The 25,767-nt window shown below is 48.1% G+C and carries 20 protein-coding genes and 1 pseudogene; 13 read left to right on the top strand and 8 right to left on the bottom strand.

Features of this window, described 5'->3' with window-relative positions; translation table 11 throughout:
• The first annotated feature begins 117 nt into the window (after nt 1–117).
• The 5 genes and pseudogenes from VN23_RS13625 to VN23_RS13605 all read left to right on the top strand — a co-directional run bounded on the left by VN23_RS13625 (nt 118) and on the right by VN23_RS13605 (nt 8,694).
• A complete protein-coding gene (locus VN23_RS13625) occupies nt 118–2,274 on the top strand; it encodes an AAA family ATPase (RefSeq protein ID WP_052746638.1) in 2,157 nt (718 codons plus the stop codon).
• On the top strand, nt 2,274–3,578 hold the full coding sequence (locus VN23_RS13620; RefSeq protein WP_046352377.1) for an McrC family protein: 1,305 nt from the start codon (nt 2,274–2,276) through the stop codon (nt 3,576–3,578). Before VN23_RS13625 ends, VN23_RS13620 begins: the two co-directional genes overlap by 1 nt.
• 39 nt (nt 3,579–3,617) lie before the next feature.
• Nucleotides 3,618–4,679, top strand: a pseudogene (locus VN23_RS13615) (PDDEXK nuclease domain-containing protein).
• A gap of 30 nt (nt 4,680–4,709) precedes the next feature.
• Nucleotides 4,710–5,393 carry a DUF6933 domain-containing protein gene (locus VN23_RS13610; protein WP_052746637.1) on the top strand — a complete coding sequence of 228 codons (684 nt, stop codon included), beginning with the start codon at nt 4,710–4,712 and terminating at the stop codon, nt 5,391–5,393.
• Nucleotides 5,394–5,535: 142 nt separating this feature from the next.
• Complete coding sequence (locus tag VN23_RS13605) at nt 5,536–8,694, top strand: type I restriction endonuclease subunit R (RefSeq protein ID WP_046352376.1); 3,159 nt, start codon at nt 5,536–5,538, stop codon at nt 8,692–8,694.
• Between the two features lie 150 nt (nt 8,695–8,844).
• Here the strand turns inward: VN23_RS13605 and VN23_RS13600 are convergent, their stop codons facing one another.
• Nucleotides 8,845–11,049, bottom strand: a complete 2,205-nt coding sequence (locus VN23_RS13600; RefSeq protein WP_046352375.1) for an OsmC domain/YcaO domain-containing protein — start codon at nt 11,047–11,049, stop codon at nt 8,845–8,847.
• A gap of 262 nt (nt 11,050–11,311) precedes the next feature.
• Complete coding sequence (locus VN23_RS13595; protein WP_052746636.1) at nt 11,312–14,011, bottom strand: phosphocholine-specific phospholipase C; 2,700 nt, start codon at nt 14,009–14,011, stop codon at nt 11,312–11,314.
• An 840-nt stretch (nt 14,012–14,851) separates the two neighbouring features.
• Here VN23_RS13595 and VN23_RS13590 point away from each other — a divergent pair.
• From VN23_RS13590 to VN23_RS13555, 8 genes are all read left to right on the top strand, one after another.
• The gene (locus VN23_RS13590; protein ID WP_062654910.1) at nt 14,852–16,816 is read left to right on the top strand and encodes a GGDEF domain-containing protein; all 1,965 of its coding nucleotides are present in this window, start codon (nt 14,852–14,854) and stop codon (nt 16,814–16,816) included.
• Between the two features lie 25 nt (nt 16,817–16,841).
• Nucleotides 16,842–17,318: an OsmC family protein gene (locus VN23_RS13585; protein WP_046352373.1), complete on the top strand. Its 477-nt coding sequence runs from the start codon at nt 16,842–16,844 to the stop codon at nt 17,316–17,318.
• Nucleotides 17,318–17,767 carry a GNAT family N-acetyltransferase gene (locus VN23_RS13580; RefSeq protein ID WP_046352372.1) on the top strand — a complete coding sequence of 150 codons (450 nt, stop codon included), beginning with the start codon at nt 17,318–17,320 and terminating at the stop codon, nt 17,765–17,767. The genes VN23_RS13585 and VN23_RS13580 overlap by 1 nt, the downstream gene beginning before the upstream one ends.
• Before the next feature lie 69 nt (nt 17,768–17,836).
• Complete coding sequence (locus VN23_RS13575) at nt 17,837–18,337, top strand: DUF523 domain-containing protein (RefSeq protein WP_046352371.1); 501 nt, start codon at nt 17,837–17,839, stop codon at nt 18,335–18,337.
• Nucleotides 18,338–18,511: 174 nt separating this feature from the next.
• On the top strand, nt 18,512–18,934 hold the full coding sequence (locus tag VN23_RS13570; RefSeq protein ID WP_046352608.1) for a GNAT family N-acetyltransferase: 423 nt from the start codon (nt 18,512–18,514) through the stop codon (nt 18,932–18,934).
• A gap of 17 nt (nt 18,935–18,951) precedes the next feature.
• Nucleotides 18,952–19,473, top strand: a complete 522-nt coding sequence (locus tag VN23_RS13565) for a GNAT family N-acetyltransferase (protein ID WP_046352370.1) — start codon at nt 18,952–18,954, stop codon at nt 19,471–19,473.
• A gap of 307 nt (nt 19,474–19,780) precedes the next feature.
• Entirely contained in the window at nt 19,781–20,158 is a 378-nt protein-coding gene (locus VN23_RS13560) for a nuclear transport factor 2 family protein (RefSeq protein WP_046352369.1), read from the top strand.
• 35 nt (nt 20,159–20,193) lie between these two features.
• On the top strand, nt 20,194–20,739 hold the full coding sequence (locus VN23_RS13555; protein WP_046352607.1) for a nucleotidyltransferase family protein: 546 nt from the start codon (nt 20,194–20,196) through the stop codon (nt 20,737–20,739).
• Nucleotides 20,740–20,841: 102 nt separating this feature from the next.
• On the opposite strand, the gene VN23_RS13550 is transcribed toward VN23_RS13555, so the two are convergent.
• The 6 genes from VN23_RS13550 to rquA all read right to left on the bottom strand — a co-directional run bounded on the left by VN23_RS13550 (nt 20,842) and on the right by rquA (nt 25,667).
• Nucleotides 20,842–21,417, bottom strand: a complete 576-nt coding sequence (locus VN23_RS13550) for a GNAT family N-acetyltransferase (protein ID WP_046352368.1) — start codon at nt 21,415–21,417, stop codon at nt 20,842–20,844.
• A gap of 50 nt (nt 21,418–21,467) precedes the next feature.
• Nucleotides 21,468–21,830, bottom strand: a complete 363-nt coding sequence (locus VN23_RS13545; RefSeq protein WP_046352367.1) for a glutaredoxin family protein — start codon at nt 21,828–21,830, stop codon at nt 21,468–21,470.
• Nucleotides 21,831–21,977: 147 nt separating this feature from the next.
• Nucleotides 21,978–22,484, bottom strand: coding sequence for an Ivy family c-type lysozyme inhibitor (locus tag VN23_RS13540; protein ID WP_046352366.1), 507 nt, complete (start codon nt 22,482–22,484; stop codon nt 21,978–21,980).
• Between the two features lie 53 nt (nt 22,485–22,537).
• Nucleotides 22,538–23,614 carry a calcium:proton antiporter gene (locus tag VN23_RS13535; RefSeq protein WP_046352365.1) on the bottom strand — a complete coding sequence of 359 codons (1,077 nt, stop codon included), beginning with the start codon at nt 23,612–23,614 and terminating at the stop codon, nt 22,538–22,540.
• Between the two features lie 471 nt (nt 23,615–24,085).
• The gene (locus VN23_RS13530) at nt 24,086–24,667 is read right to left on the bottom strand and encodes a PEP-CTERM sorting domain-containing protein (RefSeq protein WP_046352364.1); all 582 of its coding nucleotides are present in this window, start codon (nt 24,665–24,667) and stop codon (nt 24,086–24,088) included.
• A gap of 280 nt (nt 24,668–24,947) precedes the next feature.
• Nucleotides 24,948–25,667 carry a rhodoquinone biosynthesis methyltransferase RquA gene (gene rquA / locus VN23_RS13525; protein WP_046352363.1) on the bottom strand — a complete coding sequence of 240 codons (720 nt, stop codon included), beginning with the start codon at nt 25,665–25,667 and terminating at the stop codon, nt 24,948–24,950.
• Nucleotides 25,668–25,767: the final 100 nt, after the last annotated feature.

Here is a 25,767-nt window from a genome sequence, read left to right as displayed (position 1 = left end):
CAGGCGGAACGCCGTAACCCACCCTAGAGATCACTTCATCTGCGCCTAATTGATATGACGCGCTAGCTACGGACTAGCTGACAGAACAATAGCGAAATTGGATCGGAAAAAACAAAAATGCGTGAGTTATTTAAACAGTGGTTATTAAAGAAAAATTATACCGAAAATACGTGCGCAAATTATTTAGCGGCGCTAGGTGCAAATCATTTTGGGATTGATGTTTTCCAGTGTAGTGATATTGCGCAGCTAGAAACGTTGTATGCCGATTTTGGTCTACGAGGGGTGCATGCTGATATCGGAAATAAAGGTAATGGCTCGGTAAGAAATGCATTGGGTCGATGGCTTGATTTTCAAAGAGAGCGGCAACAGGAGCAGAGCGATTGTTTTCGAGTCGCTCTTACGGATGGGGCAATCAGAAATGGCTATATCACCGTAAATGGCAATATAGATTTTTTTCCTGCTGCATATATTGCTGACGATAGCGGAAAAAGCCAGAGCACCTTTATTTTGATCTGGCCAGATGGTGAACGGATTGAAACGCGTATTCTTGGTCAGCATGGGCGAATTCAAGCACGCTTTAATAAACGATTTTCGGCATTACGCCCTGGTGCAATAGTGACGATTATTAAAGATTCTGAGCAACAAAATTGTTATTTGATCAGTATCACTAGCAGCCAAGAAGCATCCACGCAAAAAAAATCGAGCGAGCTTGCAACAATGGCTCAATTGAATCAAATTTTATATGGCCCACCGGGCACCGGTAAAACTTACCACACCATCAATGCAGCACTGGAAATTCTTGATCCACCGCTGTTGCAGCAGAACCCCCATGATCGGATGGCGCTTAAAACTCGTTTTAATGAGCTAATGAGTAATGGCCGTATCCGCTTTGTGACTTTCCATCAGAGTTTTAGCTACGAAGATTTTGTGGAAGGGTTGCGGGCGGAAAATAACAAAGACGGCCAATTACGTTATAAAGTTCAGGATGGCGTGTTTAAACAGATAGTTCGTGATGCAAAGCATGTGGAAGTCACAGGACAATCGAAAGTCAATGTCGCTGATGATGTACGTGTTTGGAAAATTTCTATTGGGGGAACAGGAAATTCCCCTTTGAAAGCGTATTGTTTGCAAAATGGGCAGGCGCGTATTGGCTGGCCTGATTTGGGGGATATGAAAAACCTCAATGAAGATGGTGAACGTTATTTGAATAGTTTGGGAAGTAATGATCGAAGTACTGTGACTTCTTTTGCCAATGACATTGCTATTGGTGATGTTATTGTGAGTATCAATGGTCAAGACTCAATCGGTGCGGTCGGCGTCGTGACTAGAGATTATTACTACGATGAAGTGCCGGAATTAGCCGACAACCATTATCCGCACTCCATCGGTGTGGATTGGCTCTATAAAGATTTAGATCTGCCCGCTAAGCCGCTGAATGATGGTAAGACTTTTACCCAAAAAACGGTCTATGAGCTACATCGCTTTAAATGGCCCATTTTGCTGGACACTATTCTGAGAAGCGGAGCAAAAGCTGAAGAGAGTGCTCAGATCACAAGCTCTGCGGCCAATCTTCCCTTTGTGCTAATTATCGATGAAATTAATCGTGGCAATATTTCACGCATTTTTGGCGAACTTATTACGCTGATTGAGTCTTCAAAGCGTGCAGGTGCTGAAGAGTCACTCTCTGTGACTTTGCCTTACTCGAAAGAGCCCTTCAGTATTCCCGGTAATGTCTACATCATTGGCACAATGAACACGACTGACCGTTCACTGGCCGGATTGGATATTGCGTTGCGCAGACGTTTTGCCTTCAAGGAAATGCCACCAAAACCAGAGTTGTTAGATGGCGTGATGGTGGATGGCGTTGATATTGGCGCGATGCTACGGGTCATGAATCAGCGCATTGCCGTCCTACTCGACCGCGACCATTGCTTGGGCCATGCATACTTGATGCCCTTAGTGGTCGAAGGTGGAAATACACTCAGTAAACTGGCCGAGATTTTCCAGCAGAACATTATTCCACTGCTGCAAGAGTATTTCTTTGAGGATTGGGAGCGCATTCGCTGGGTATTGAATGACCAGAGCAAGGCTGGTGAGGATGCGTTTGTCATTGAGGATGTGGATTTGGTGGTGAGTGCACTTTTTCCGGGTGTGCAGGATAAATTGCGCCCTACCAAACGCTGGTGCTTGAATCCGCAAGCGTTTCAGCGCATTAACGCCTATCGCGGCATTGGCGGTGTAAACCCTTGGACTGATAAGTCGGAGCAGGCGTAGTGCTTGCCCCGATTGTCGTGCGTGAATATGCGCGGCTTACGACGAGCCCTCTGCCTCATCCAACACTCGATGAGGCTCAAATTAGCAAAACCGCTTTTGGCTGGCTTTGTGAATTAGCGGGGCGATTTCGCTCGTCAGGCGCATCGTTGTTGCAGGTAGATGGTCGGCGCCGGCTGAAGTTAGATAATTTCGTCGGCGTGTTGGAGAGCCCGTGCGGGCAGGTGATTGAAATTCTGCCCAAGCATCGAACTGACGATGATTGCGTGGTTGAGGCGCGTGGTTTGATGCGCAAGCTGATCAGCTCGGCCTTGCAAATGTCTGCGCGTCACACCGAGGTGGCCAGCCTTGAGCTTTACGATGCGCCACTGGCCGAATGGGTGATGCAGCAGTTTTTATTTGAGTTGGATCATTTAATTAAGCGTGGTTTGCGCTTTGATTATCTACGGGTTGAAGAAGAGCAGCGCTATTTACGCGGGCAGCTTGATGTTGTGAAGCAAATGCGCCAGCCGCCCGGTCGCCAGCATTTTTTTCAGATCCGGCATGATATTTTCCTTCCAGATCGACCGGAAAATCGCCTACTGAAATCCGCGCTTGAGCTAGTTTGCCGCAATACTCAGGATGCCGAAAACTGGCGCTTAGCGCATGAGCTGGCAGGCATGCTGCATGAGTTGCCGCCTAGTCGTGATATTGAGCAGGATTTTCGGCTATGGCGTAACGACAGGCTGATGGCGCATTACCAAGGCATTAAATCTTGGTGCGAATTGATTTTGCACCAGCAGATGCCTTTGGCTGTGGCTGGTGAGTATCGTGGTATCAGCCTGCTGTTTCCCATGGAAAAACTGTTTGAGAGTTATGTGGAGCAGCAGTTGCGGATGCTGTTGCCCCTTGGTGCGCTGCGTAGTCAGGTGCAATCTGAATATTTGTGTAGTCACAAGGGCGAGCGAATTTTCCGGTTAAAACCGGACTTGCTGCTGAATCTGCATGGGCAGCCGCAAATTATCTTGGATACAAAGTGGAAGTTGCTCGACGCAGCTGATCGCAGCAATAACTATGGACTGAGCCAAAGTGATTTTTATCAGTTGTTTGCTTATGGCCAAAAGTATCTGAAGGGTAGCGGTGAGTTGGTGCTGATTTATCCGGCTTGGCCAAAATTTAATTGCACTAAGCCGATAGCAGACTTTCATTTCGATGAAAAACTGTCATTGCGCGTGCTGCCTTTTGATTTAGAAGATTCGTGTGCCGCACAAAACTTAATCGATCAACTTTCGATGCCAGTCCAAGATGTATTGGTCAGCGCGGCCTAAAACGAATGATTTGAAGCGAGTTTGTATGAGGGATTCAGTATGAGTGAGGCAGCTACGTTGCCATTGCCCGAAGGCTATGCCGATTGGCTGGGGCAACTGAAGTCTGATATTGCCGGTAGTCAAAAGCGGGCGGCGCTGGCGGTGAATGCGGAACTGGTGGCGCTGTATGCGCGTATCGGACAGGGGATTTTGGCACGGCAACAGCAGCAAGGCTGGGGAGCAAAGGTTATCACCCGGCTAGCAGACGACCTGAAAGCAGCCTTTCCCGAAATGCGCGGCTTTTCGGGGCGCAATCTGAAATACATGGCCTATTTTGCCGAGCATTGTCCTGATGGCCAATTTGGGCAGCAGCCTGCTGCCCAATTGCCGTGGTTTCATATTGTGATCTTGCTGACCAAGCTGAGCGAGAAAGACGAGCGCGAATGGTATGCCACGTAAGCTGTGGTGAACGGCTGGTCGCGTAGTACGTTGGAAGCGAATATCAAAGACCGCTTGCAACTACGCCAAGGTTCAGCAGTGACTAATTTTGTGGCGCGTTTGCCCGCTACTGAGTCGGCACTTGCGCAAGAAACGCTGAAAGACCCGTATCTGTTCGATTTTCTCGGCTTGGGTAATGAGGCGCAAGAGCGTGAAATTGAAGATGGCTTGGTGCGGCATATCACGCGATTTTTGCTGGAGCTGGGCGCGGGCTTTGCCTTTATGGGGCGGCAGTATCGGCTAGAAGTTGGTGGCGATGAGTTCTTTATCGACTTGCTGTTTTACCATACCCGCTTGAAATGTTATGTGGTGGTTGAGTTGAAAGCGACGGCATTCAAGCCAGAGCACGCAGGGCAGCTTAATTTTTATCTGGCAGCGGTTGATGCGCAGATTAAAGCGCCAGAGGATAAGCCGACGATTGGTTTGTTGCTGTGCAAGCAGCAAAACCGACTGGTGGCGGAATACGCACTGTCAGGCATCGATAAACCTATTGGTGTGGCCGAATACCAATTACTACGCGATTTGCCAGAAACACTGGAGCACAGCTTGCCAAGTATTGCGGCGATTGAGGCCGAAATGGCGGATGAGCTGAGTGGGCATGATGATGCCGATTGGGATGAGTAAGCTTGTTCGTGTTCATAAACAGGGTCAGTTATGCAGTTCTATTGCTCAAAAGCCGCCGCTGAGGCGCTAGAAACCACCCAAAAAGGCTTGGTCAAATCGTGGTTAGAAGCTGCGCCAGTTCCAGAAGCGGCTGGGCCGTGGGCTTGGCAGGTGCATGCGATTAAGTTGGCGCGGCAGAATGTGTTCATCGTGATGGAGCGCGAAACGCGTTTTTCTATGGTGTTTTGGGGCATCAAGAAAGGCGATGGCGAAACGCTGCTGAAACAGTTTTACGCGCGGCTGGTGAATTTGCTGCTGTGGATTAACCATGATGTAAATTACTTATCCGAAGTGGATGCCGTCGCGGCGATTGAACGGATATTGGAACGTGGTCAGCGATACTGTTTCGTTGCTGGCGTTGACCGCAGCGCGCAAACGCATATCAATGAAGTGGCGCGTGAATGTGACTATGCCTTTCATATGAATGGTTGCCTGCCTAATCCAGAGGGTGAGGCAGCTGCCTTTGATATGAAGATCAATGACACGCTGCGTAGAGTGCGTGGCGGTGATTATTTTTGGCCATTTGAAGCGTTTTTTTGCTCATGGGCGCGTGAATATGCGGGTGCTACTCCAGCGCAATGCGAGGCGTTGATGCCGCGCTTTTTGCAATTGCATCGTGCAAAATCGGCCATGTATAAGGAAAGGTTTGTTGCAGATGAAGGCGGAGCACCTTAATGACCGAGTAAACGTGTCGATTTTTGCGTAATTTTTAAACACGTTTTTGTGATATGTCGATTTGATCGATATTTTTCGACATGATGTAAAGCAATTCAGTCAGCAGGCTGCTGACCAAATCGGAGAGCGCTGGGAGGCGTGAATGACCGAAGACCAATTAGAACAAGAAGCGCTGAGCTGGTTAGTTGAAGTTGGGTATCGCCATGTGTGTGGCTATGATATTGCGCCGGATGGTAAAGATGCAGAGCGTGCTGATTATATGCAGCCGGTTTTAATTGAACGTCTGCGCTCCGCTATTGCACGATTAAATCCCTTGATTCCTTTAGTGGCACAGGCCGATGCGCTTAGGCAGGTACTGGATTTAGGCACGCCAGCTTTATTGGCGGCGAATCGGCATTTTCATGGTTTGCTGGTGAATGGCGTGCCGGTGCAATACCAGAAAGACGGCGAAACGCGCGGGGATTTTGTAAGGCTGATTGATTTTGCCGTAGCGAGCCAGAATGAATTCCTCGCGGTGAATCAGTACACGCTAAAAGGGGTAAAACAGCCACGTCGCCCTGATATTATTTTATTTGTAAATGGCTTGCCGCTGGTGCTGCTGGAGCTTAAAAATCCTACCGATAAAAACGCGGATATTTATAAAGCATTCGAGCAGATTCAAACTTATAAAGCGCAAATTTCTGATGTATTTCAGTACAACGAAATTCTGGTGATTTCGGATGGCTCTGAGGCGCGGATGGGATCTTTATCGGCCAATGCCGAGCGCTATATGCAATGGCGCACGATTGATGGCATTAGCCTTGATCCATTAGGGCAATTTAATGAACTAGAAACGCTGATTCGCGGCATTCTTGCGCCTGCCTATCTACTCGATTATTTGCGCTTTTTTGTGCTGTTTGAAGACGATGGCACGCTGGTCAAAAAGATTGCTGGTTATCACCAGTTTCACGCTGTCCGTACAGCCATTGAACGAGTGGTTACAGCATCTCGCCCCGATGTGATCGGTGGCAAAAAAGGCAAAGGAGGCGTGGTCTGGCATACGCAGGGATCGGGCAAGAGCATCACCATGACCTGCTTTGCCGCAAGGGTGATGCGGGAAGCTGCGATGGAAAACCCGACCATTGTGGTGATTACCGACCGCAATGATCTGGATGGCCAGCTGTTCGGTGTGTTTTCTTTGGCTCAGGATTTGCTTCGCGAGCAACCGGTGCAAGTGAGTACGCGGCAAGACTTGCGCGCCAAATTGAGCAACCGCCCCTCTGGCGGGATTGTATTTGCCACGATCCAAAAGTTTGCACCGGGGGAGGACGAAGATGTTTTCCCCCTGTTATCAGACCGCCACAATATTGTGGTGATTGCCGATGAGGCACATCGCACGCAGTATGGTTTTGAAGCAAAACTAAAACAACGCCTACCAAAGCCTATCCAAGCCCCCAATCTGGCTGGCGTCGCTAAAGAGGCTAGTCCCCAATATTTGGAAAGCAGCTATCAAGTCGGCTACGCCCAGCATCTGCGCGATGCGCTGCCCAATGCCACTTTTGTGGCGTTTACCGGCACGCCGGTATCTTCTGAAGACAGAGATACGCGCTCGGTATTTGGTGAATACATCCACATCTACGATATGCAGCAGGCCAAGGAAGATGGCGCGACGGTGGCGATTTACTATGAATCGCGGCTGGCAAAATTAAGCCTGAAAGTCGATGAAATGGCTCAGATTGATGATGATGTCGATGAGCTGGCTGAGGATGAAGAAGAAAGCGAGCAAGGCAAGCTTAAATCTAAATGGGCGGCACTGGAGCGGATTGTCGGCGCGGAGCCACGTATTGCCAGTGTGGCGGCTGATTTGGTGAATCACTTTGAAACACGCCAACAAAGCCAATCGGGCAAAGCAATGGTTGTGGCGATGAGCCGCGAGATTTGCGTGCATTTATATAACGAGTTAATCAAGCTGCGCCCGGATTGGCATAACGATGACCCGGAGCTGGGCGCGATCAAAATTGTGATGACCGGCTCGGCGAGTGACAAGGCTTTGCTCCGGCCTCACATCTACCCTAAGCAAGTCAAAAAGCGGCTGGAAAAACGCTTTAAAGATCCAAATGATCCTTTGCAATTAGTGATTGTGCGCGATATGTGGCTCACTGGCTTTGATGCGCCCTGCGTGCATACGCTGTATATCGACAAGCCCATGAAAGGTCACAATCTGATGCAGGCCATTGCGCGGGTGAATCGGGTATTTCACGATAAGCAGGGCGGCTTGGTCGTTGATTACATTGGCATCGCCAACGAACTGAAAGCGGCACTCAAGGAATACACCGCCAGCAATGGGCGCGGTAAACCGACGGTGGATACGGCGGAAGCGTGGGCGGTGCTCGAAGAGAAAATCGATATCTTGCGCGGCATGTTGCATGGCTTTGATTACAGCGAATTTATCACTGGCGGTCATCGCCTGTTGGCTGGCGCAGCTAATCATGTACTGGGGTTAGAAGACGGTAAAAAGCGTTTTGCAGATAACGCACTGGCGATGAGTAAAGCATTCAGCCTGTGCGGCACCATGGATGAAGCCAAAGCCGTACGTGAAGAAGTTGCCTTTTTGCAAGCGGTGAAAGTGCTGCTGATTAAGCGGGATCTGAGCGCAAAAAAACTCAGCAATGATGATAGGGAGCTGGCTATTCGCCAGATTATCGGGCAGGCGGTTGCTTCAGATGAAGTAGTCGACATCTTTGATGCGGTGGGTTTGGATAAGCCCAATATTGGTCTGCTGGATGATGACTTTTTGGCTGAAGTGCGTAATCTGCCAGAGAAAAACTTGGCCGTAGAATTGCTAGAGCGCTTGCTGGAAGGGGAAATAAAATCTAAGTTTGCCAGTAATGTGGTGCAGCAGAAAAAGTTTTCTGAGCTACTGACTGATGTGGTTAAACGTTATCAAAATCGTAGTATTGAAACTGCACAAGTGATGGAAGAGCTGGTCGCCATGGCCAAGAAATTCCGTGAAGCCGCTGGGCGCGGAGAGGCCTTGGGATTATCAGAAGACGAAGTAAAGTTTTATGATGCACTGGCCAATAATGAATCGGCGGTGCGTGAACTGCCGGACGAAACGCTCAAACGCATTGCCCATGAGCTTACGACCAATTTGCGAAAAAACATCAGCGTGGATTGGTCGCAACGTGAAAGCGTACGTGCCAAATTACGGATTATGGTGAAGCGTATCCTGCGTAAATATGGCTACCCGCCTGATTTTCAGGAAGATGCCATTCAGACGGTACTGCAGCAGGCAGAAGCATTGGGTGCTGAGTGGGTATGAGACGGTTGCTTGCGACAATAGTATTGAGAAATAGCTGAAATGGGCTGACGTTTTTATCTGATATCGTTTCCAACTGTAATTTTTTGCAAAAAAACGACCTTCAACCTTTTAGGTTTGAAGGTCGTTTTTTTATCTGCACAAAGAGCTGGTTTATGCAGTCTTTGCCACAAAACGGCCCCGCGCTGCATGCAGTTTTTTGTAGCTGTCGATCAGGCGGTGGTGTTTGTCGAGACCTTCCAGTTTCATGCTGGTTTCAGTGAGTCCGAAGAAACGTACGCTGCCGTTGGCGGAGCCAATTGCTGCGTCCATGCGTGGGTTGCCGAACATGCGGCGGAAGTTGATTTCGTAGTCGGCCAGCTCCAGCTCATCATCCATCAGCACGTCCAGCACGGCATTGAGGGCCTGGTAAAACAGCACGCGATCTAAGGTGTTGTCGTTGTATTGCAAGAAGGCACCGACCATATCGTGCGCGTCTTCAAATTGCTGCAAGGCTAGATTAATCAGCAGCTTTAATTCCAGAACGGTCAGCTGGCCCCATACTGTGTTCTCGTCAAATTTGATGCCAATTAAATCCGATACCTTGGAGTAATCGCCCAGCTCGTTGTCTTCCAGACGCTCTAGCAGCGCGGCCAGGGCGGCATTGTCCAGCCTATGCAAATTCAAAATGTCTTCGCGGAACAGCAGCGCTTTGTTGGTGTTATCCCAGATTAAATCTTCTACCAGATAAATTTCTGAATAGGCGGGCACCAGAATGCGGCAGGCTGTGGCGCCTAATTGATCGTATATCGCCATATAGGACTCTTTGCCTAGGTCTTTGAGAATGCCGAAAAGGGCCGCGGCTTCTTCGGTATTGGCGTTGTCCCCGTGGCTGGAGAAATCCCATTCAACAAAGTTGTAATTCGATTTTGCACTGAAAAAGCGCCATGAAACAATGCCGCTTGAATCGATGAAATGCTCAACAAAGTTATTTGGCTCAGTTAAAGCATGGCTTTCAAAGGTGGGGCGGGGTAGGTCGTTCAGGCCTTCAAAGCTGCGGCCTTGCAGCAGTTCAGTCAGGCTGCGCTCTAAAGCCACTTCTAAACTGGGGTGCGCGCCGAAGGAGGCAAATACACCGCCGGTACGCGGGTTCATCAGGGTGACGCACATGACCGGATAAACGCCGCCGAGTGATGCATCTTTGACCAGTACCGGAAAGCCTTGTTCTTCGAGGCCAGCAATCCCGGCCAGAATGCTTGGGTATTTCGCCAGCACTTCTTGCGGCACATCGGGCAGGGTGATTTCGCCTTCTAAAATTTCGCGTTTTACTGCGCGCTCAAAAATCTCTGAAAGGCATTGCACCTGCGCTTCGGCCAGCGTATTGCCAGCGCTCATGCCATTGCTCACAAAGAGGTTTTCGATCAGGTTAGAGGGGAAATACACCGTTTCGCCATCCGACTGGCGCACAAAGGGCAGCGAGCAGATGCCGCGCTCTACATTGCCGGAGTTGGTGTCATATAGATGCGTGCCCAGTAATTCGCCATCTGGGTTGTAAATTTCACGGCAGTAGTCATCCAGAATCTCAAGCGGTAGGGCATTTTTAGGGCCGGGCTGAAACCAGCGTTCCTGCGGGTAATGCACAAAATCTGCGTTGGCGAGCTCTTCGCCCCAAAACTGACCGGCATAGAAATGATTGCAGCTAAGCCGCTCGATATACTCGCCCAGCGCGGACGCCAGCGCACTTTCTTTGCTTGCGCCTTTGCCATTGGTAAAACACATGGGCGAGTGCGCATCGCGGATATGCAGCGACCACACATTGGGCACAATATTGCGCCATGAAGCGATTTCAATTTTGATGCCCAGATCGGCAAGCAGCCCCGACATATTGGCGATGGTTTGCTCAAGGGGCAGATCCTTGCCCACGATATAGGTGGCGGCGTCGGTGCTTGAATTCAAAGTGAGCAAGGCCTGAGAATCGGCCTCTAAACTCTCTACCTCCTCAATGACAAACTCGGGGCCGGTTTGCACGACTTTTTTTACGGTGCAACGGTCGATAGAGCGCAAAATGCCCTGCCTGTCTTTGGCAGAAATATCCGCAGGCAACTCCACCTGAATCTTAAAAATCTGCTGGTAGCGGTTTTCCGGGTCAACAATATTGTTCTGCGATAGGCGGATATGCTCGGTTGGAATATTGCGGGTTTCGCAGTACAACTTCACAAAATAAGCCGCGCACAAAGCGGATGAAGCTAAAAAGTAATCGAATGGGCCCGGTGCCGAGCCATCGCCCTTATAGCGGATAGGCTGATCGGCGATCACTGTGAAGTCATCGAACTTGGCTTCAAGACGAAGCTTATCGAGAAAGTTGACCTTAATTTCCATGGGTAATTCCTTAAATAATGCGCATTTTTGGCCGCATTATCCCTTGTTTTTGCAGCATCGTCCTGTGTAGCCGACCTTATATCGCTGGCTAAGCGGGCTGGCGGTAAATATTACAGGGGGATGGAGTTCTAATCGGGCGAACAACAGCGAGGCTGTTGGTGGCAAGCTCCTCCCTGATTTAAAAAGGGCCGGGCTTTATGAAAGCCCGGCCCTTGACGCTTAAGCGTTTATCCTAGCGCAGCTTTCACCCATTCAATCCTTATTAACGTAGTGTTTGCAAAGCTTTATTTGCCCCGGCAATAGCGCGGATTTCGCTGGCGGGCAGCAGGCGGTTCCAGATGGCGATGTCGTCGAAGCTAAGGATGAATTTTTCCTTTGGATAGCGTTTGTAATAATCGCCACGTGCATCTTCGTTTAAGGCCCAGCGCTTGTAGCTTGGGACGATATTGCCGCTAACATTGCTATAGGAAAGCGTGGTTTCGCTGACGATCCCGCTGGGATTGCTGGCGTAGCAACGCATGGTTTTATTGGCAGGATTAAGGGCGATGGCGACATACACCCATGCGCCTGTCACCATGCTCAGGTAAGCATCGGCGCGGTTTGTGCCATCGCCGATATTAAATTTAAAGCGCCCGTCCCCCGAGTGCCCGATGGAAATCCCCGTGTTTTTCCCCGAAGCCCAGTCTTTATTAGTGGCGATACTGCTCATATTGCTGCCCATATTGCTTGGTATTTTGAGCCAGAAGCCAAGGGTAAAGGCGCTGCTGCTGATTTCAAATGGCATAAACGCGGCACAGCCTTTGCTGGCATCCAGCTGCAAGCAGGATGAAAACTTACCGGCGGGGTAGCTGATGCTGCCTACGCTGCTGAGCGCACTGCCGCTTAGCTCATCGGCCAGATTGTTTTCGCTGCGGTAGTAATGCGTCAAATTATTGAGCAGGGCAGCGGTAAATTCGGCAATTGGCGGCGGGGTAGGTGTCGGCGTTGGGGTAGGAGGAAGGCCGGGGATATGGATTCGGCCAGGGAAGGTCTGGCTTATTCCGCCTTCGATATGGCCGCAATATTCGTAGATAAAGCCGATATCGCCATCAATCAGCAGCATGATGTCGTACCAGTTATTTAGGGTGGAGACGATGAAGGTGTTGTTGCTATTGGCGGCAATGGTTTGCGGTGTGCGCTGGCCCGCTAAGTAATCATCGATAAAGAGAGTAAGTGGCGCAGCGGCGCGGTTTTGTACCGCGATGCTGATAAAGCCACCGCCCAGATTGGGGCTGACGGTGATTTGCGGGTAAGCCCCATTTTGCCATGCGCTGGCCGAAACACTACCGGCAAAGCGGCGATAAAAACTATTGGGGCCATGAATGGCGATATCAAATTTGCCATTGGCGGCGGCCGTAGCATCAATCACTTGGTTTTGTACGCCATTGGCGGGCACGGTGATAAAGATCGGATTAAATACCAAGGCGCCATAGCCATGCAGATCAAAGGCTGCGGCCAGGCTACCGGTATTGCTCAATTGCAGGGTGATTTTTTTGCTGGCAGGATCGACCTGGGCATCAAGGCGGGGCTGAATAGCCAGTGGGCGTAGCGGGCGCGATCCGCCCGCCTCGGTGATGGGCTTGGCTAATTCACCATTGGGTACGGCGGCAGGCAGGTTTTTACAGGCGTAATCTGCATCGCTGGCGAGGATTGCTGTATCGGGAATGGTGGAGGGGTAACCATAGCCACTGGCAGAAAAATCGAAGCCATCTGTTAAATCGGCACAGACACTACGCCGCCATGCACTGATATTGGGCTCCTGAATACCGGTAAATTTCTCCAGAAAGCGCACTACCGAAGTCAGATCACAGGTTTGGCTATAGACAAAGCCGCCGACGCTCCACGGTGAAATCAGCCAAGTGGGCATGCGGTGCCCTAGCCCTAGCGGGTAGCCATCTTTCCATTCATTTGCGGTGCCGATAGGTGCGGTGGGAGGGACAACATGGTCAAAAATGCCGCCATTTTCATCGTAGGTATAAATAAATACTGTTTTTGCCCATACCGCAGGATTGCTGGCAAGCGCATCCAGAAAAATTTTGGCGTAATTGGCCCCAGTATTGGGTGCATGGGACGGATGCTCGGAAAGGGCAGCGGGGGCAATAATCCAGCTGATTGCGGGAAGTGCATCATTGGCCACATCTTTGGCAAAGGCGTCGCGAGTGCGGCGGGCCATGCCTTGCTGATAAAGCGCCGAGGAGGGAGGGGCGAGCTTAAATTTGCTAAACCAAGCTAAGGCGTTGTCGTCGTAATTATCTTGCTCCTGATACATTTTCCAGCTGATACCCGCCGCTTGCAGGCGCTCGGCATAGGTGGTCCAGGTAAAAGAGATGCTCTCATTATTATCCATTACCGCACCATTAGCCCACTGGCCTTGGCCATTGCTGCCGGACATTAAAAACAGGCGGTTGGGATTGGTGCTGGTATTGGCAGAGCAAAAGAAATGATCACAGGTGGTAAAGGCATCTGATAGTGCGTAATGAAAGGCGATATCTTCGCGCTGATAATAGCCCATGGCGTAATTGCCTTTATTGGGAATCCACCTATCCATTTTTCCAAGATTAAAAGCATTCCGGCCGCTGCTCCAATCGTGGTTTACATCAACCATGCACTGGGCATTGGTGGTTTTGCTATTGAGGCGAAAAGGCCAGATGGTTTGATTGCTGGCATTTTTTTGTGCAAAAACACTGCTGCCATCGGGCAAGCGCAGCGGATGCGGATCATTAAAACCACGCACACCATTCAGACTGCCTAGGTAATGATCGAATGAGCGGTTTTCTTGGCTTAAAATCACCACATGCGCCACTGAAGACAAGCTACCACTTTGTGTTCCGGCGGCAATGGCGCGCTGTACGCTGACTGGCAAGGCGGTGAGTGCGCTGCCTGCTCCTGCATATTTTAAAAACTGACGGCGATCGATGCTCATTGTTTTTCTCCTCAAAGGGCATTGATCGTCGCTTAGTTGTATGTAAGTAAAATAACATCTAGATCAATTTTATATGACATGATAAATACACTGAAGGCAAGATTTCTCGCCGGCTGTAAGCTGTGCTTACTCAGAAAAAACATCTCTTGTGCAACCACAGCCTAAGTTATTTATGTCGTATTGTTATTTATTTTATTTAAATTTTATGAATGTTTTTTTATTTATTTACTTAAATTACTATTGCTGATGTTTTTTAATTTTATTTATGTTTTTGCTATCTTTGTAAGAGAAATTGATTTTTTTACATAAATATGGATTTGTTTGAAATTCATTATAAATATTGCAGGGCGGGCAAAACTTGCTTGTTGATTTGGTATGTTACGCGGGCTTTACCCCAGTTCTATCAACTTAAGCAAAACCCGCGGACATGATCGTTTTGTAGGCTGGATTAGTTGGTTTAGTCGCCTATTTAAGGGTGGATAAACCAGCGTAACTCAGCATTTATGCGCAAAAGAATGTTGAGTTACGCGATATATCTGAGCTTGGTAAACCTCGCACACAGACTGCTAACCCAAACTACATATTCCTTTAAGTTGATAGGATTACGCCCTACATTTTTAAAAACCGAGCGGCAGCTCTTAAGAGCCCATCTACATAGACGTTATTGAGCAAGAGGCATAATCAGGATTTATTAAATTAATTTATTCAGGGTAGTTAATAAATGAATGCGGTTTGCTTGCGTTTTCTTGGCTATTTTTAATTTAATTAGGATTAATAGCTACATTGCTTTATTATTTAAAATAACCTTGTGAATGACGTAAGATAAATGCGAATATTCGAATGAAATTTATCCTTATTCAGTTGCTTTGCGTATTGCTTACTTTGCCCCGTGCGGTGGCAAGTGAAGGGGTGACGCTGCAATTAAAGTGGGAGCATGCCTTTCAGTTTGCCGGATATTACGTGGCTAAAGAAAAGGGCTATTACGAGCAGGCAGGCTTAAATGTAGAAGTTAAAGAAGCCCAGCCCGGCATAGACCCGCTGCTCGAGGTGGTCTCAGGAAGGGCAGATTTTGCGACAGGAACCAGCAGCTTGTTGCTGGCGCGCAAAGCGGGCAAACCTGTGGTGGTTTTGGGTGTTATCTTTCAGCACTCACCCTATGTGCTGATTGCGCTTGAAAAAAAGCCTTTGCAAAGCATTCATGATTTAAACGATAAACGCATAATGATTGAGCCGCTTTCAGAAGAGCTGCTGGCCTATTTAAAGCGGGAAGGTATCGCGCTGGATAGTTTGAAGTTGCTTGCTCATAACTTTAAAACGGATGCATTGATAGGGGGGGGCGTGGATGCAATCTCTGCATATCTGACTAACGAGCCGTTTATTCTGGATCAGGCAGGCGTTAAATATCAGATCTACACCCCGCGTTCTGTGGGCATCGATTTTTACGGCGATAATTTATTCACTAGCGAGCAGCAAATTAAGCAACACCCAGAGCGAGTGAAAGCATTTAGGGCGGCCAGCCTGCGTGGCTGGGAATACGCGATGGCGAACCCCGATGAAGTTATTCAGCTTATTTTAAGAAAATATTCAAAGCATAAAAGCCAAGCCCAGCTTGAATTTGAAGCGGCACAAATGATTGCGCTGATGCGTACAGATTTAATTGCCGTGGGGTATATGAATCCGGGCCGCTGGCGGCATATTGCCGATACCTATGCTGAGATTGGCATGCTGCCTAATCATTTTTCTTTAGATGGGTTTTTATATGAAGCCAGCCCCAGAGCGGATTTATCCTGGATCTATAGCTTGCTATGGACTGCATTAAGTCTGCTCGCGCTGGTGGGGATTATTGCGCTGTATATCCATCGTCTTAATGGCCGATTGGCAAAAAGCCTGGCAGAAGGCTTGCTTACAGAGCAACGTTTGAAGGTTTTTTCAACTGCGATTGAACAAAGCCCAACCCCTGTTTTAATTACTGGCCCCAATCGGGTGATTCAGTATGTAAACCCTAAGTTTTTAGAGGAAACAGGCTATTCAGCGGCAGAAACTTTGGGGCGAACGCCTACTTTTTTGCGCTCGGAAGACACCGATGACTCGGCTTATCAAGAAATGTGGGATTATTTATTGCAAGGCCAACGCTGGGAAGGCGAGCTGCAAACCCGGCGTAAATCGGGTGAAATCTACTGGGAAGAAGTGCATGTGGGCCCTGTTAAAGATAGTGAGGGCAAAACTACGCATTATGTTGCCATGCTGCTTGATATTAACGAGCGTAAAAAAATCCACCAGCGGCTGGCCCATTCTGCTCATTACGATATGCTGACGCAGCTTCCCAATCGTATTCTGCTGTTTGAACGGGTGAATCAAGCTTTGGTCAGAGCCAAGCGCAATCAAACCCGGCTGGCTCTCTTATTTATTGATCTTGATAAATTCAAACTGGTTAATGATATACACGGCCATGCAATTGGCGATTTACTACTGGAAGATGCCGCCAAACGCATGCTGGGCGGCCTGCGGGATTCAGATAGTGTGGGCCGGATCGGCGGCGATGAGTTTATGGTGCTACTGCCAGAAATCAGCAGCGAAAGTGACGCCAGCGCAGTGGCAGAGAAAATCCGAGAGTCGCTAAATCAGCCATTTTCGCTTGACGGTAAAATGCTCGTCATTTCATCCTGCATAGGCATTGCTTTGTTCCCGGAGCATGGCGTTGAAGTGGCTGAGCTGGCAAAGAACGCAGATGAGGCCATGTATCAGGCCAAATCTTTGGGGGGGGATAGGGTGAGCTTTTTTGTACCAGCGAGTGGCCCTAATTAAAAAGTAATTTTAAAAGAGAGACCTAATGTCCCAGCACACAGCAGAAATTCTTTGGCTTCGCGGTGAGCAGGATTTTTTAAGCAATCGCTATAGCAGAAAACATCTGCTGCGCTTTGATGGAGGCTTAGAAATCCCCGGCTCTTCTTCGCCTCATGTCGTACCCTTACCGATGTCTGATGCCGCAGCACTGGACCCGGAAGAAGCTTTTATTGCCTCGCTTTCCAGTTGCCATATGCTGTGGTTTTTATCGATTGCCGCCAAATATCAATTTTGCATCGATCGCTACTTTGATGCGGCTGTGGGTGAAATGGCTAAAAATGCAGCAGGGAAAAAATGGGTGGCCGTGGTGACGCTCAGGCCGGAAGTGAGTTTCTCAGGGACTCGCCTGCCTACCCAAGCAGAGCTAGCCCAAATGCACACAGAAGCGCATGAAGAATGCTTTATTGCAAACTCGGTTAAATCAGAAGTGCGCTGCGAGCCGGTGTTTAGGGAAGTAGCTTGATGTTGGTTGTAGAGCGATTGCAGCAGCGGGACCCGAGTGTGGCAAAAGGAATCCATGCGGTACAAATGGCGGCTTATGCTCAGGAGGCTGAGCTGATCGGTGCAAAACACTTTCCACCTTTAAACACCACGCTTGATGATATTTTGCAGAGCGATGAACATTTCTTTGGCATTGCTGATGAAGGCGTGTTGCTTGCTGTAATTAGCTTGTGTGAAATGAATATCTGCTCTTTAGTGGTTGCGCCTGGCTATCAGCGTAAAGGCTTGGCAAGTTGCTTATTAAGGTTTGTCATTGGGCAAGGCGCTGAGTCGACGGTTACGACGGCTGCAAAAAACAAGCCTGCATTAACTTTGTATGCTGCGTTTGGTTTTGCAGAGTACCAGCGCTGTTTTAAAGGCCCGGAAGCCTTAGAGCTGGTTTTTTTGCGCCGTGAGGCTGTACGCACATAGCGAGTGTTTGAGTGATCCTTCGCAAAGGGCGAGACAAGGCTATCCACACAGATTGAATACGGAATCAGCATGCAATATGTATTAGTCAGCGCCTGTTTATTGGGGCGGCCAGTGCGGTATAACGGCAGTGGTGCAGCGAGTGATCACCCGGTGTTGGCTGCTTGGAATAAAGAGGGCAGGTTAATTGTGGTTTGCCCTGAAGTGGCCGCAGGTTTGCCTATTCCCCGTCCCCCTGCAGAAATTGCTGCTGCGCGTACTGGCTGGCAAGTTTTACAGGGCGAGGCGCAGGTGCTGGAATCCGATGGTCAAGACGTGAGCCAAGCCTTTGCGAGCGGAGCCAAGCAGGCTTTGGCAATCGCAAAAGCAAAAAATATCCAAATCGCCATTCTCAAAGAAGGCAGCCCATCCTGTGGCTCGTCTTATATCTACGATGGTAGTTTTACTGGCACGAAGCACGCCCAAGCCGGAGTCACTACAGCTCTGTTGCAAGATGCAGGAATCCGGGTATTTAGCGAGGCGGAGCTGGACGAGGCTGCTGCGTATTTGAAATGCTTAGAGGTCGTTGAGTAGGGAGCGCAAGTCGTTGCATGCCCGATTTTTGTACTCCCTCAGTACTGATACAGCTGTTGTAAGATACCTATCTTGAGTAGATTAGCCCGTTTAAATTGATGGCTTTATGGCTAGGTCTGCACAATTTTGTTAATTTGAAATTATTTTTCAATGTCTTTGCTTGGGCTTAAATTAATGAATATCGAAACCCTACAAAATCCACCTGCTGCTTTATTTGAAGAATTAGAAGAAAAAATCACTGCATTTAATGAAGAGCTTTGGGAAGTTAAAACTAAATATCCTTTAGCGATTGCTGCTCGTGACGAAGAGGGCGTGTTATTGGCAGGGGCAAGTGCCAGAACATTTGGCCTATGGCTGCTCATTGAAAATATCTGGGTGAGCGAGGCATTACGTGGGCAGGATATGGGCTCTAAAATATTGGCGCAATTAGAAGCGGCTGCAATTGAGCGAGGCTGTCAATTTGCACTTTTAGATACGCTTAATTTTCAGGCTCAACCATTTTATGAAAAGTTTAATTACCAAGTGGGCTGGATTCAGCCATCGTATCCGGTCACAGGGTGTAAATATTTTATGAGTAAGCAGCTTATTGCGGCTTAGCATTAGGGTAGCAATAGATGGCATTAGAACTCGTGTATGAAATTAAAAAGGCTACTCAGGATGATTGCCTGAGCATCGCTAAAATCCATGTGCTTTCCTGGCAGTATGCTTATTGCGATTTATTGCCTAGTGATTATCTGGCGCAATTATCGGTCGAAAAGCGCGAGGCGACGTGGCGCAATGCGCTGAATACGGGCAGCAGCCAAGTCTTAGTGGCTCAGTCTGGCGATGGGCTATTGGGTTTTATCTCTTTTGCCCCTTGCCGAGATGAAGATGCTGCAAGCGATCAGGCAGAAATCTGGAGTTTATACGTTAGCCCCGCCCACTGGTCTGCAGGCGTAGGACTAGCTTTGTACTGCGCAGCCAAGGCGCTGATTCAGGAGCAGGGCTTTAAGGCGCTTAGCCTTTGGGTGCTCGCAGGCAATCAGCGGGCGCTGCAGTTTTATACCAAGGCGGGCTTTACGCCAGATCTATCTAAGACTTTTGAGTTGGCAGGGGTGGAGTTGCAAGAGCTGCGCTTAGTGCAGGGGATTGCGTGATGAACGACGAAGAGCAGGCTAAATATCTGGTTTATTATTAGTAGGATCGCTTAGGCTAAAGCTTTGTAAATGATTAACTGATGTTACTCAGCGGAAACCAAAATCTTGAACCACGGAGGCCACAGAGAACACGGAGTTTCACGGAGGAAAACCTATTTTTAACTGGGCCGTTTATTGGGGGGTGAGTCGTTTCAATCTCCGCAAAGTGGATTTATATCGCGACTCTCAGTAACGGGGCTTAAAAATCTTCTTGAAGCCGCGACACGAGGAATAAGCGGCTCGGGATCAAACTATTGGATTAACCACAATGCAATCACTTAGTCCTGTCGATGTTATTCAACGCCAATTGGATGCTTATAACGCCAAAGATGTCGATGCCTGGCTCGCAACCTATGCTACAGATGCTCAGCAGTTTGCCCTGCATGGCGAGCTGTTGGTGGAGGGGCATGTGGCGATGGGATCAAAGATGCTGGTGCGATTTGCCGAGCCAGATTTACACGCTGAGCTTTTGCAGCGCACGGTAATGGGGCCGATTGTGGTGGATTATGAGCGCATTACGCGTAATTTTCCCGAGGGAAAAGGTACGGTAGAAATGCTCTGTGTTTATGAGGTAGCCGATGGCTTAATTCAGAAGGCTTCGTTTGCGATGGGTGAGCAGGTGGTGATTGCTCCAGCATTAGCTTGATAGCTTGCGCAGATTTATCCGCCCAATCGATCATTATGAATTTTCATCAGCAATTAACGCTTTGGCTAAAGGCCGATCATCTACGCTGCCAAGTGTTGCTTCAGGCGGCAGAGCTGGGTTTGCCAGATTGGTGTATTGCGGCGGGCTTTGTTCGCAATCTGGTTTGGGATCAGCTGCATGATTACGCCGAGCCAACGCCTTTAGCTGATATCGATCTCATTTATTTTAATGCTGAGGATATGTCGGAAGAGGCGGATAGGGTGCTGGAGCAGCGTTTGAGGCAAGATTCGGATCTGCTCTGGTCGGTTAAAAATCAGGCCAGAATGCATAGCCGCAATGGCGATGCGTCGTATTTAAATACCCTAGATGCGATGTCCTATTGGCCAGAGTTAGAAACGGCGGTTGGCGTTAGGCTAGAGCCAGATGAATCTTTTATTTCTCCCTTTGCTTTAGAAAACCTGAGCCATTTACAAATCACTCTAAATCCTAAACGCCCCAAAATAGCCGATTTTGAGGCGAGAATTTCACAGAAAAAATGGCTGGAAATCTGGCCAAAATTGCAGGTGAATAGGGGGGGATGAATACACCGCTTATGGTTAGCCGGTTTATTTGTGAGTATTTATAAGCTATGCCGCGATGCTGATTTATATCGCGATTATACGCAGCGACGTAATCCATTTCCGCTACAAAGAAATTTTTGCGTAAACCCGCGTATTGCGCAGCGTGCCATCGGGATCAATTTTTTCATTTCTCAGTATGCCTTCAAACTCAAATCCAACTTTTTCAGCCACGCGCCAGCTGGCGGTATTTAAATCATCTGCAAAAATCTCTAAACGCCTGGCATTTAAATGTTCGAAAGCAAATTGGCTAATGGCATGGATGGCTTCGGTAATTAGGCCGTAGCCTTGTAAGGAAGTGCGGCACCAATAGCCGATTTCAAATTTGGGCACATTCCAGTCCATTCTTACCAAGCCTGCTGCGCCAATGAGCTGGCCGGATTCTTTTAGAAATATGAGGAAAGGCAAATCGCTGCGGGCAATAAATTGGGCATGGCTGTCGCGGCAATAGCTTTCTGATGCGGCTACAGATGGCTCAAAGACAGCCCAAGGTAATGAAGCAGGAAAGCGGCGTAATGCATGGATGGATTCATTAATCGCTGCAAAAACAAGCTCGCCGTCCCCTGCTTGCGGGCAACGCATCATTAAGCGCTTTGATGAAAAATGATCAGGAAAATCAAGCAGAATTGGGTTGATGCTCATTGCATATAGGCCTTTGTAAATGTATTTTTAATTGATATTTAAAAGAGCCGCTAGCTGCTTAAGGCCTGCAAAAACTCATCAGTACTAAAGCCTTCTTTCATTTGGTGGCCGCGCACAATCAGAAAAGGCGTGCCGATTGCGCCATAAGCGTTAAATTCCTGCTGGCAACGCGGATCGATTGTCATATTGCATTCGGTAAAAGCAAAGCCATTTTGATTGAGCCACGATTTGGCTTCTACACAATAAAAGCATTCGGTAGTGGAATACATTGTCACTTCGCCAGGCTTGACTGCAGAGGCTAGCTGGCTCATTTTTGTGCTGCTATATTCGGTATTAGACCGGCTTGTGCCGTAATGTTTCCAGGCAAATTGTAGTGCGCCGGCAATCATTAATAGCATAATCACGCGAGCCATTATTTTTCCTTATTAATATTGCACAAGATGATTTATTTTAAATATTGAGTGCAAAAAAATGCTCCAAGTGGAAACCTGGAGCATTTTGTATATTACGGCTTTTTGCGCTGTGATTGCAAATAAGCTTATTGGCTTTGGGCCTGCTATTTAATTAATGATGATGGGGAGTTTAGGATGGCTATCCAGCTTTTTTTGCAAGGGGCTGTCGGCGGTTTCAAATTCATTAAGGATTTGCTGCTCGGTGGCATTAGGCACTCCCAACCATTTGGCGGCTCCTTCTTCAGGCTTATAGTGGGCGACCACGCGTTTTTGCTCTGGAGAGTAAAGCACGCTCACTAAATGCCCGCAGTTATGTGGCTGGCACACTGAGCCGAGCAAATAAGGCTTTTGTGCTAGGGTAATGGGCGTCATCGGTGTGGATACGCCTTTACCCAGCCAGCGCGGTGAGGGCATGCCTGCCGTTTTAAATACTTTACTCAGCTCTTGGCGCAGCAGTTTATCGCCAGCATATACATCAAAGAAATAGGCACATTTAGATGATTCCACGCAGGCAAGGGCGTCCTTGCTATTGATATTTTTTGCCTGTGCACTGAGGGGGATAAACAGTGCTGCGATGAGCGTGCTGCTGATTGAAATACGGTTAATCCATTGCATACTGATTTCCTTGTTGGCGGGCACGGCGGCTAAGGCGGTGCCCGTTTTATCGCTTAGGGAATAACGGTCACAAATAAATAGACTGCAAAAATCACCAAGAGCACTACACCTGGCAAGACCGTTGTTTTACCTGTGCCTAAGGCCAACATGGTAGTAAAGAGGGAAAGCAGCAACAACACGGTGGATTTGATATCAATGCCCAAAGTGAGAGTGAGCCCACTCATCAAGGCGACCAGTGCTACCGCAGGAATAGTCAGGCCAATACTGGCTAATGCCGATCCCAAAGCTAGATTTAAACTGGTTTGCAAGCGGTTGGCCCGGGCTGCGCGCAATGCGGCAAGGCCTTCGGGTAGTAGCACAACAGCAGCAATAATCACACCCACTACCGCCTTAGGTGCGCCCATATTTGCCACGCCCAGCTCGATACTGGGTGCCAGTGCTTTGGCTAATAACACCACAGCGGCAAGGCAAACGAGCAGTAAAACAGAGCTGATTGATGTTTCCAGCAGAGAGGGAGGCGCAGCATGGGCCTCTTCATCATCTTCGCCGTGACTTGGCAGAAAGTAATCACGATGCCTTACTGTTTGCACTAAAACAAAAGTGCCATAGAGCACGAGTGTGACGACCGAGATAAAAATCAGCTGGCTAGAGGTGTAAAAAGGGCCGGGAGCACTGGTGGTGTAGTTAGGCAAAATCAGCGTTAACACGGCAATCGCTGCCAGTGTGGTTAAGGCTGCACTCATGCCATTAAGGCTGAAGGTTTGCTCTTTATATTGAGCGGCACCTGCCAATAAACACATGCCGACAATACCATTTAAAATAATCATCACCGCGGCAAAAACGGTGTCCCGGGCAAGTGCGGTGGTTTCAGGGCCACCTGCCATCATCAAAGAAACAATCAGCGCTACTTCAATAATGGTGATCGCTACCGCTAAAACTAAGGTGCCATAGGGCTCTCCTACGCGGTGAGCAACCACTTCAGCATGATGTACTGCAGCTAAAACGCCGCCAAATAAAGCGATTGTTAATAGCGCAAGATAGATCACGCCCAAGCTTTGGCCGGGAGCAAGATAAAGTGCCCAGGCGATGATGGGGGCGGCAATAGTCCAGATAGGTAGTGTTACTTTCATCGCGACGCCAGAGAAAAAAGATTCAACATAATATGCTCCAGTGTGAGGTCAGTGATTTATAGCGAGTTCGACAATATTGCGCACAGATATGCCGTATTGAGCACAGAGCATCTTAGCCCCGCATACGGGGAAAGCAACCCAAGATGAAGCAAAGCGCTTTGCTTCACTGGGAGGATCTGCAAATCAGACGTTATTGCTCATATCGAGAAGTGTATTGCAGGGGTGATGCTATATGCATATATAGGGAGTTAATGCGGACGACTGTGCGCTGATTAGAGCAGCAGGGCAATAAAAAGTTCAACTGATACAGTATTTTTTTAAATGATAGCACTGAGCACGGTAAGTGCAGAGCTGGGTGCTGAGATTGGCGGATAAATAGGCGTTGCTATATTTAGGTATTTAATTAGCAGGAGTGCCATATAAGAACCATGATCATGGCATGGTTCTTATATGGTGAAAGGCTTTATTAAATTAGGCGTGTTTACGGCGACGTGCAATCCATAAACTCATTAACCCCATGCCGAGCAGAGCATAAGTTTCTGGCTCTGGTACTGGAGCGCTTACATTAATGTTATCAAATTGGCTGTTAGAGCCTACCCAAGATACTCTGGTCAGATTATTTTTATTAAAAAAAATTGTTTGCAGACCTTTTAGCTGATCAAGAATAACGGTTTCAAATGTTGTGCTTTGACCATTAAAAAAACTGAATTGAATAGTGGCTGAATCGCCATTATTAAAAACATCAGCAAGGTCAATGGATTTAAAGTTAAAGAATGATTTATTAGCGTGTTCAATGCTGGTTTTACTGCCGCTGTAGTTTACAAAAACGGCAGCGCGGCCTGTATCGGCCTGAAACTCATCGTTTTTACCCCAAATACCGAGCCGATCATTAGCTTGGCTGTCATTTTTAATGACAAAGCCATTAGAACTGATTGTACTGAATACTTGAGAAGTATCGTTGTGCGCTAAATGATTGAAATCGATAACGGTGGCATTTGCAAAAGAACTTAAAGCGAAAATAGCGCAAGAGATCAACAATTTTGTTTGCAGCATGAACTTTTCCTGTAGATAGAAAATAACTGAATCCGATTATTTTCTGTCTTGTTCCTTGCTTTTGTCAAAACAATTGTTTTTATTTGTTGTAAGTTTGGTGTTTGTTTTTGATGGGAATGGCTGGAGCTACTCGCGTTTACAGTGTTTATGATTTTTGCGGTAGGGTGTATTGATGGTTTTATTTGCAGGCTTTCTTAAGTTTTAGTTTACGCGTTACAGCAACAAGGCACTGTTAGGTATTGGGATAGGCAACAGCCCAATGAACTGTTGCCCTTTTGTATCAGCTTTGGGCCGCTGGCGTTGTGCGAGTAACGGCCACAATCTGATAAACCCCACCAAATATAGTGCGTTTTTGCCAATGATATTGATCGGCGTGACTGGCGTAATGGCTGATTTCATTCTGCCAGAGTGCTTCGGCAAAGGGCTCTAATTTGGCATTCACCCATTTTAATATCCAGCGTATGGGCTGCCAGAGCGAGGGGCGATGGTAATCCACAAAGAGTACTTTGCCCCCCTCGGGCATTTTGCTCAGCATATGATCAATAATTTCGCGTTTTTTGTCGTCGGGTACTTCATGCAATAAAAAGAAGCTGCAAATCAGATCAAATGATTTATCGCATTGGTAATTGGCCGCATCTGCGCGGATGACTTTAGCCCAGGGGTAGATGGCTAGTTTGGCTTGGCCATGCTCGATTTGTGCTGGAGTAATATCGGTGAGGTGAAAGCAACCATCTGGCCCTACTTTTTGCGCAACTTTACGCACTAAATCACCATAGACATGTGCCACTTGCCAGACTTTCATACCGGGCTGGATTTCATTTAAATAAGCGCGCATAAGGCGCTGATCATTGCCAAATAGCAGCACTTTTACCACTAGATTATGGTCGAGCTGATTGACGCGACGTGGGTTGACGTAAGCCCAGTCATACACCTCGGTCATATAGTCAGGAACGCCTTCGTAATAAGGGTTCTCAGGCAGTTTCGGATGATTTCTTGTCATGGCAGCGCTTCCTGAATAATGCTTGGAGCTTAAATCTATTTAGCAGCAGGCATTTTGAGCTGGGCCAAGATTTGCGTACGACATATTCACAAATGGAATA

Origin of the sequence: Janthinobacterium sp. B9-8, from assembly GCF_000969645.2 — a bacterium.
Classification (GTDB): domain Bacteria; phylum Pseudomonadota; class Gammaproteobacteria; order Burkholderiales; family Chitinibacteraceae; genus Iodobacter.
The sequence above is the reverse complement of the archived record's forward strand: the minus strand, read 5'-3'. Positions and strand labels throughout refer to the sequence as shown.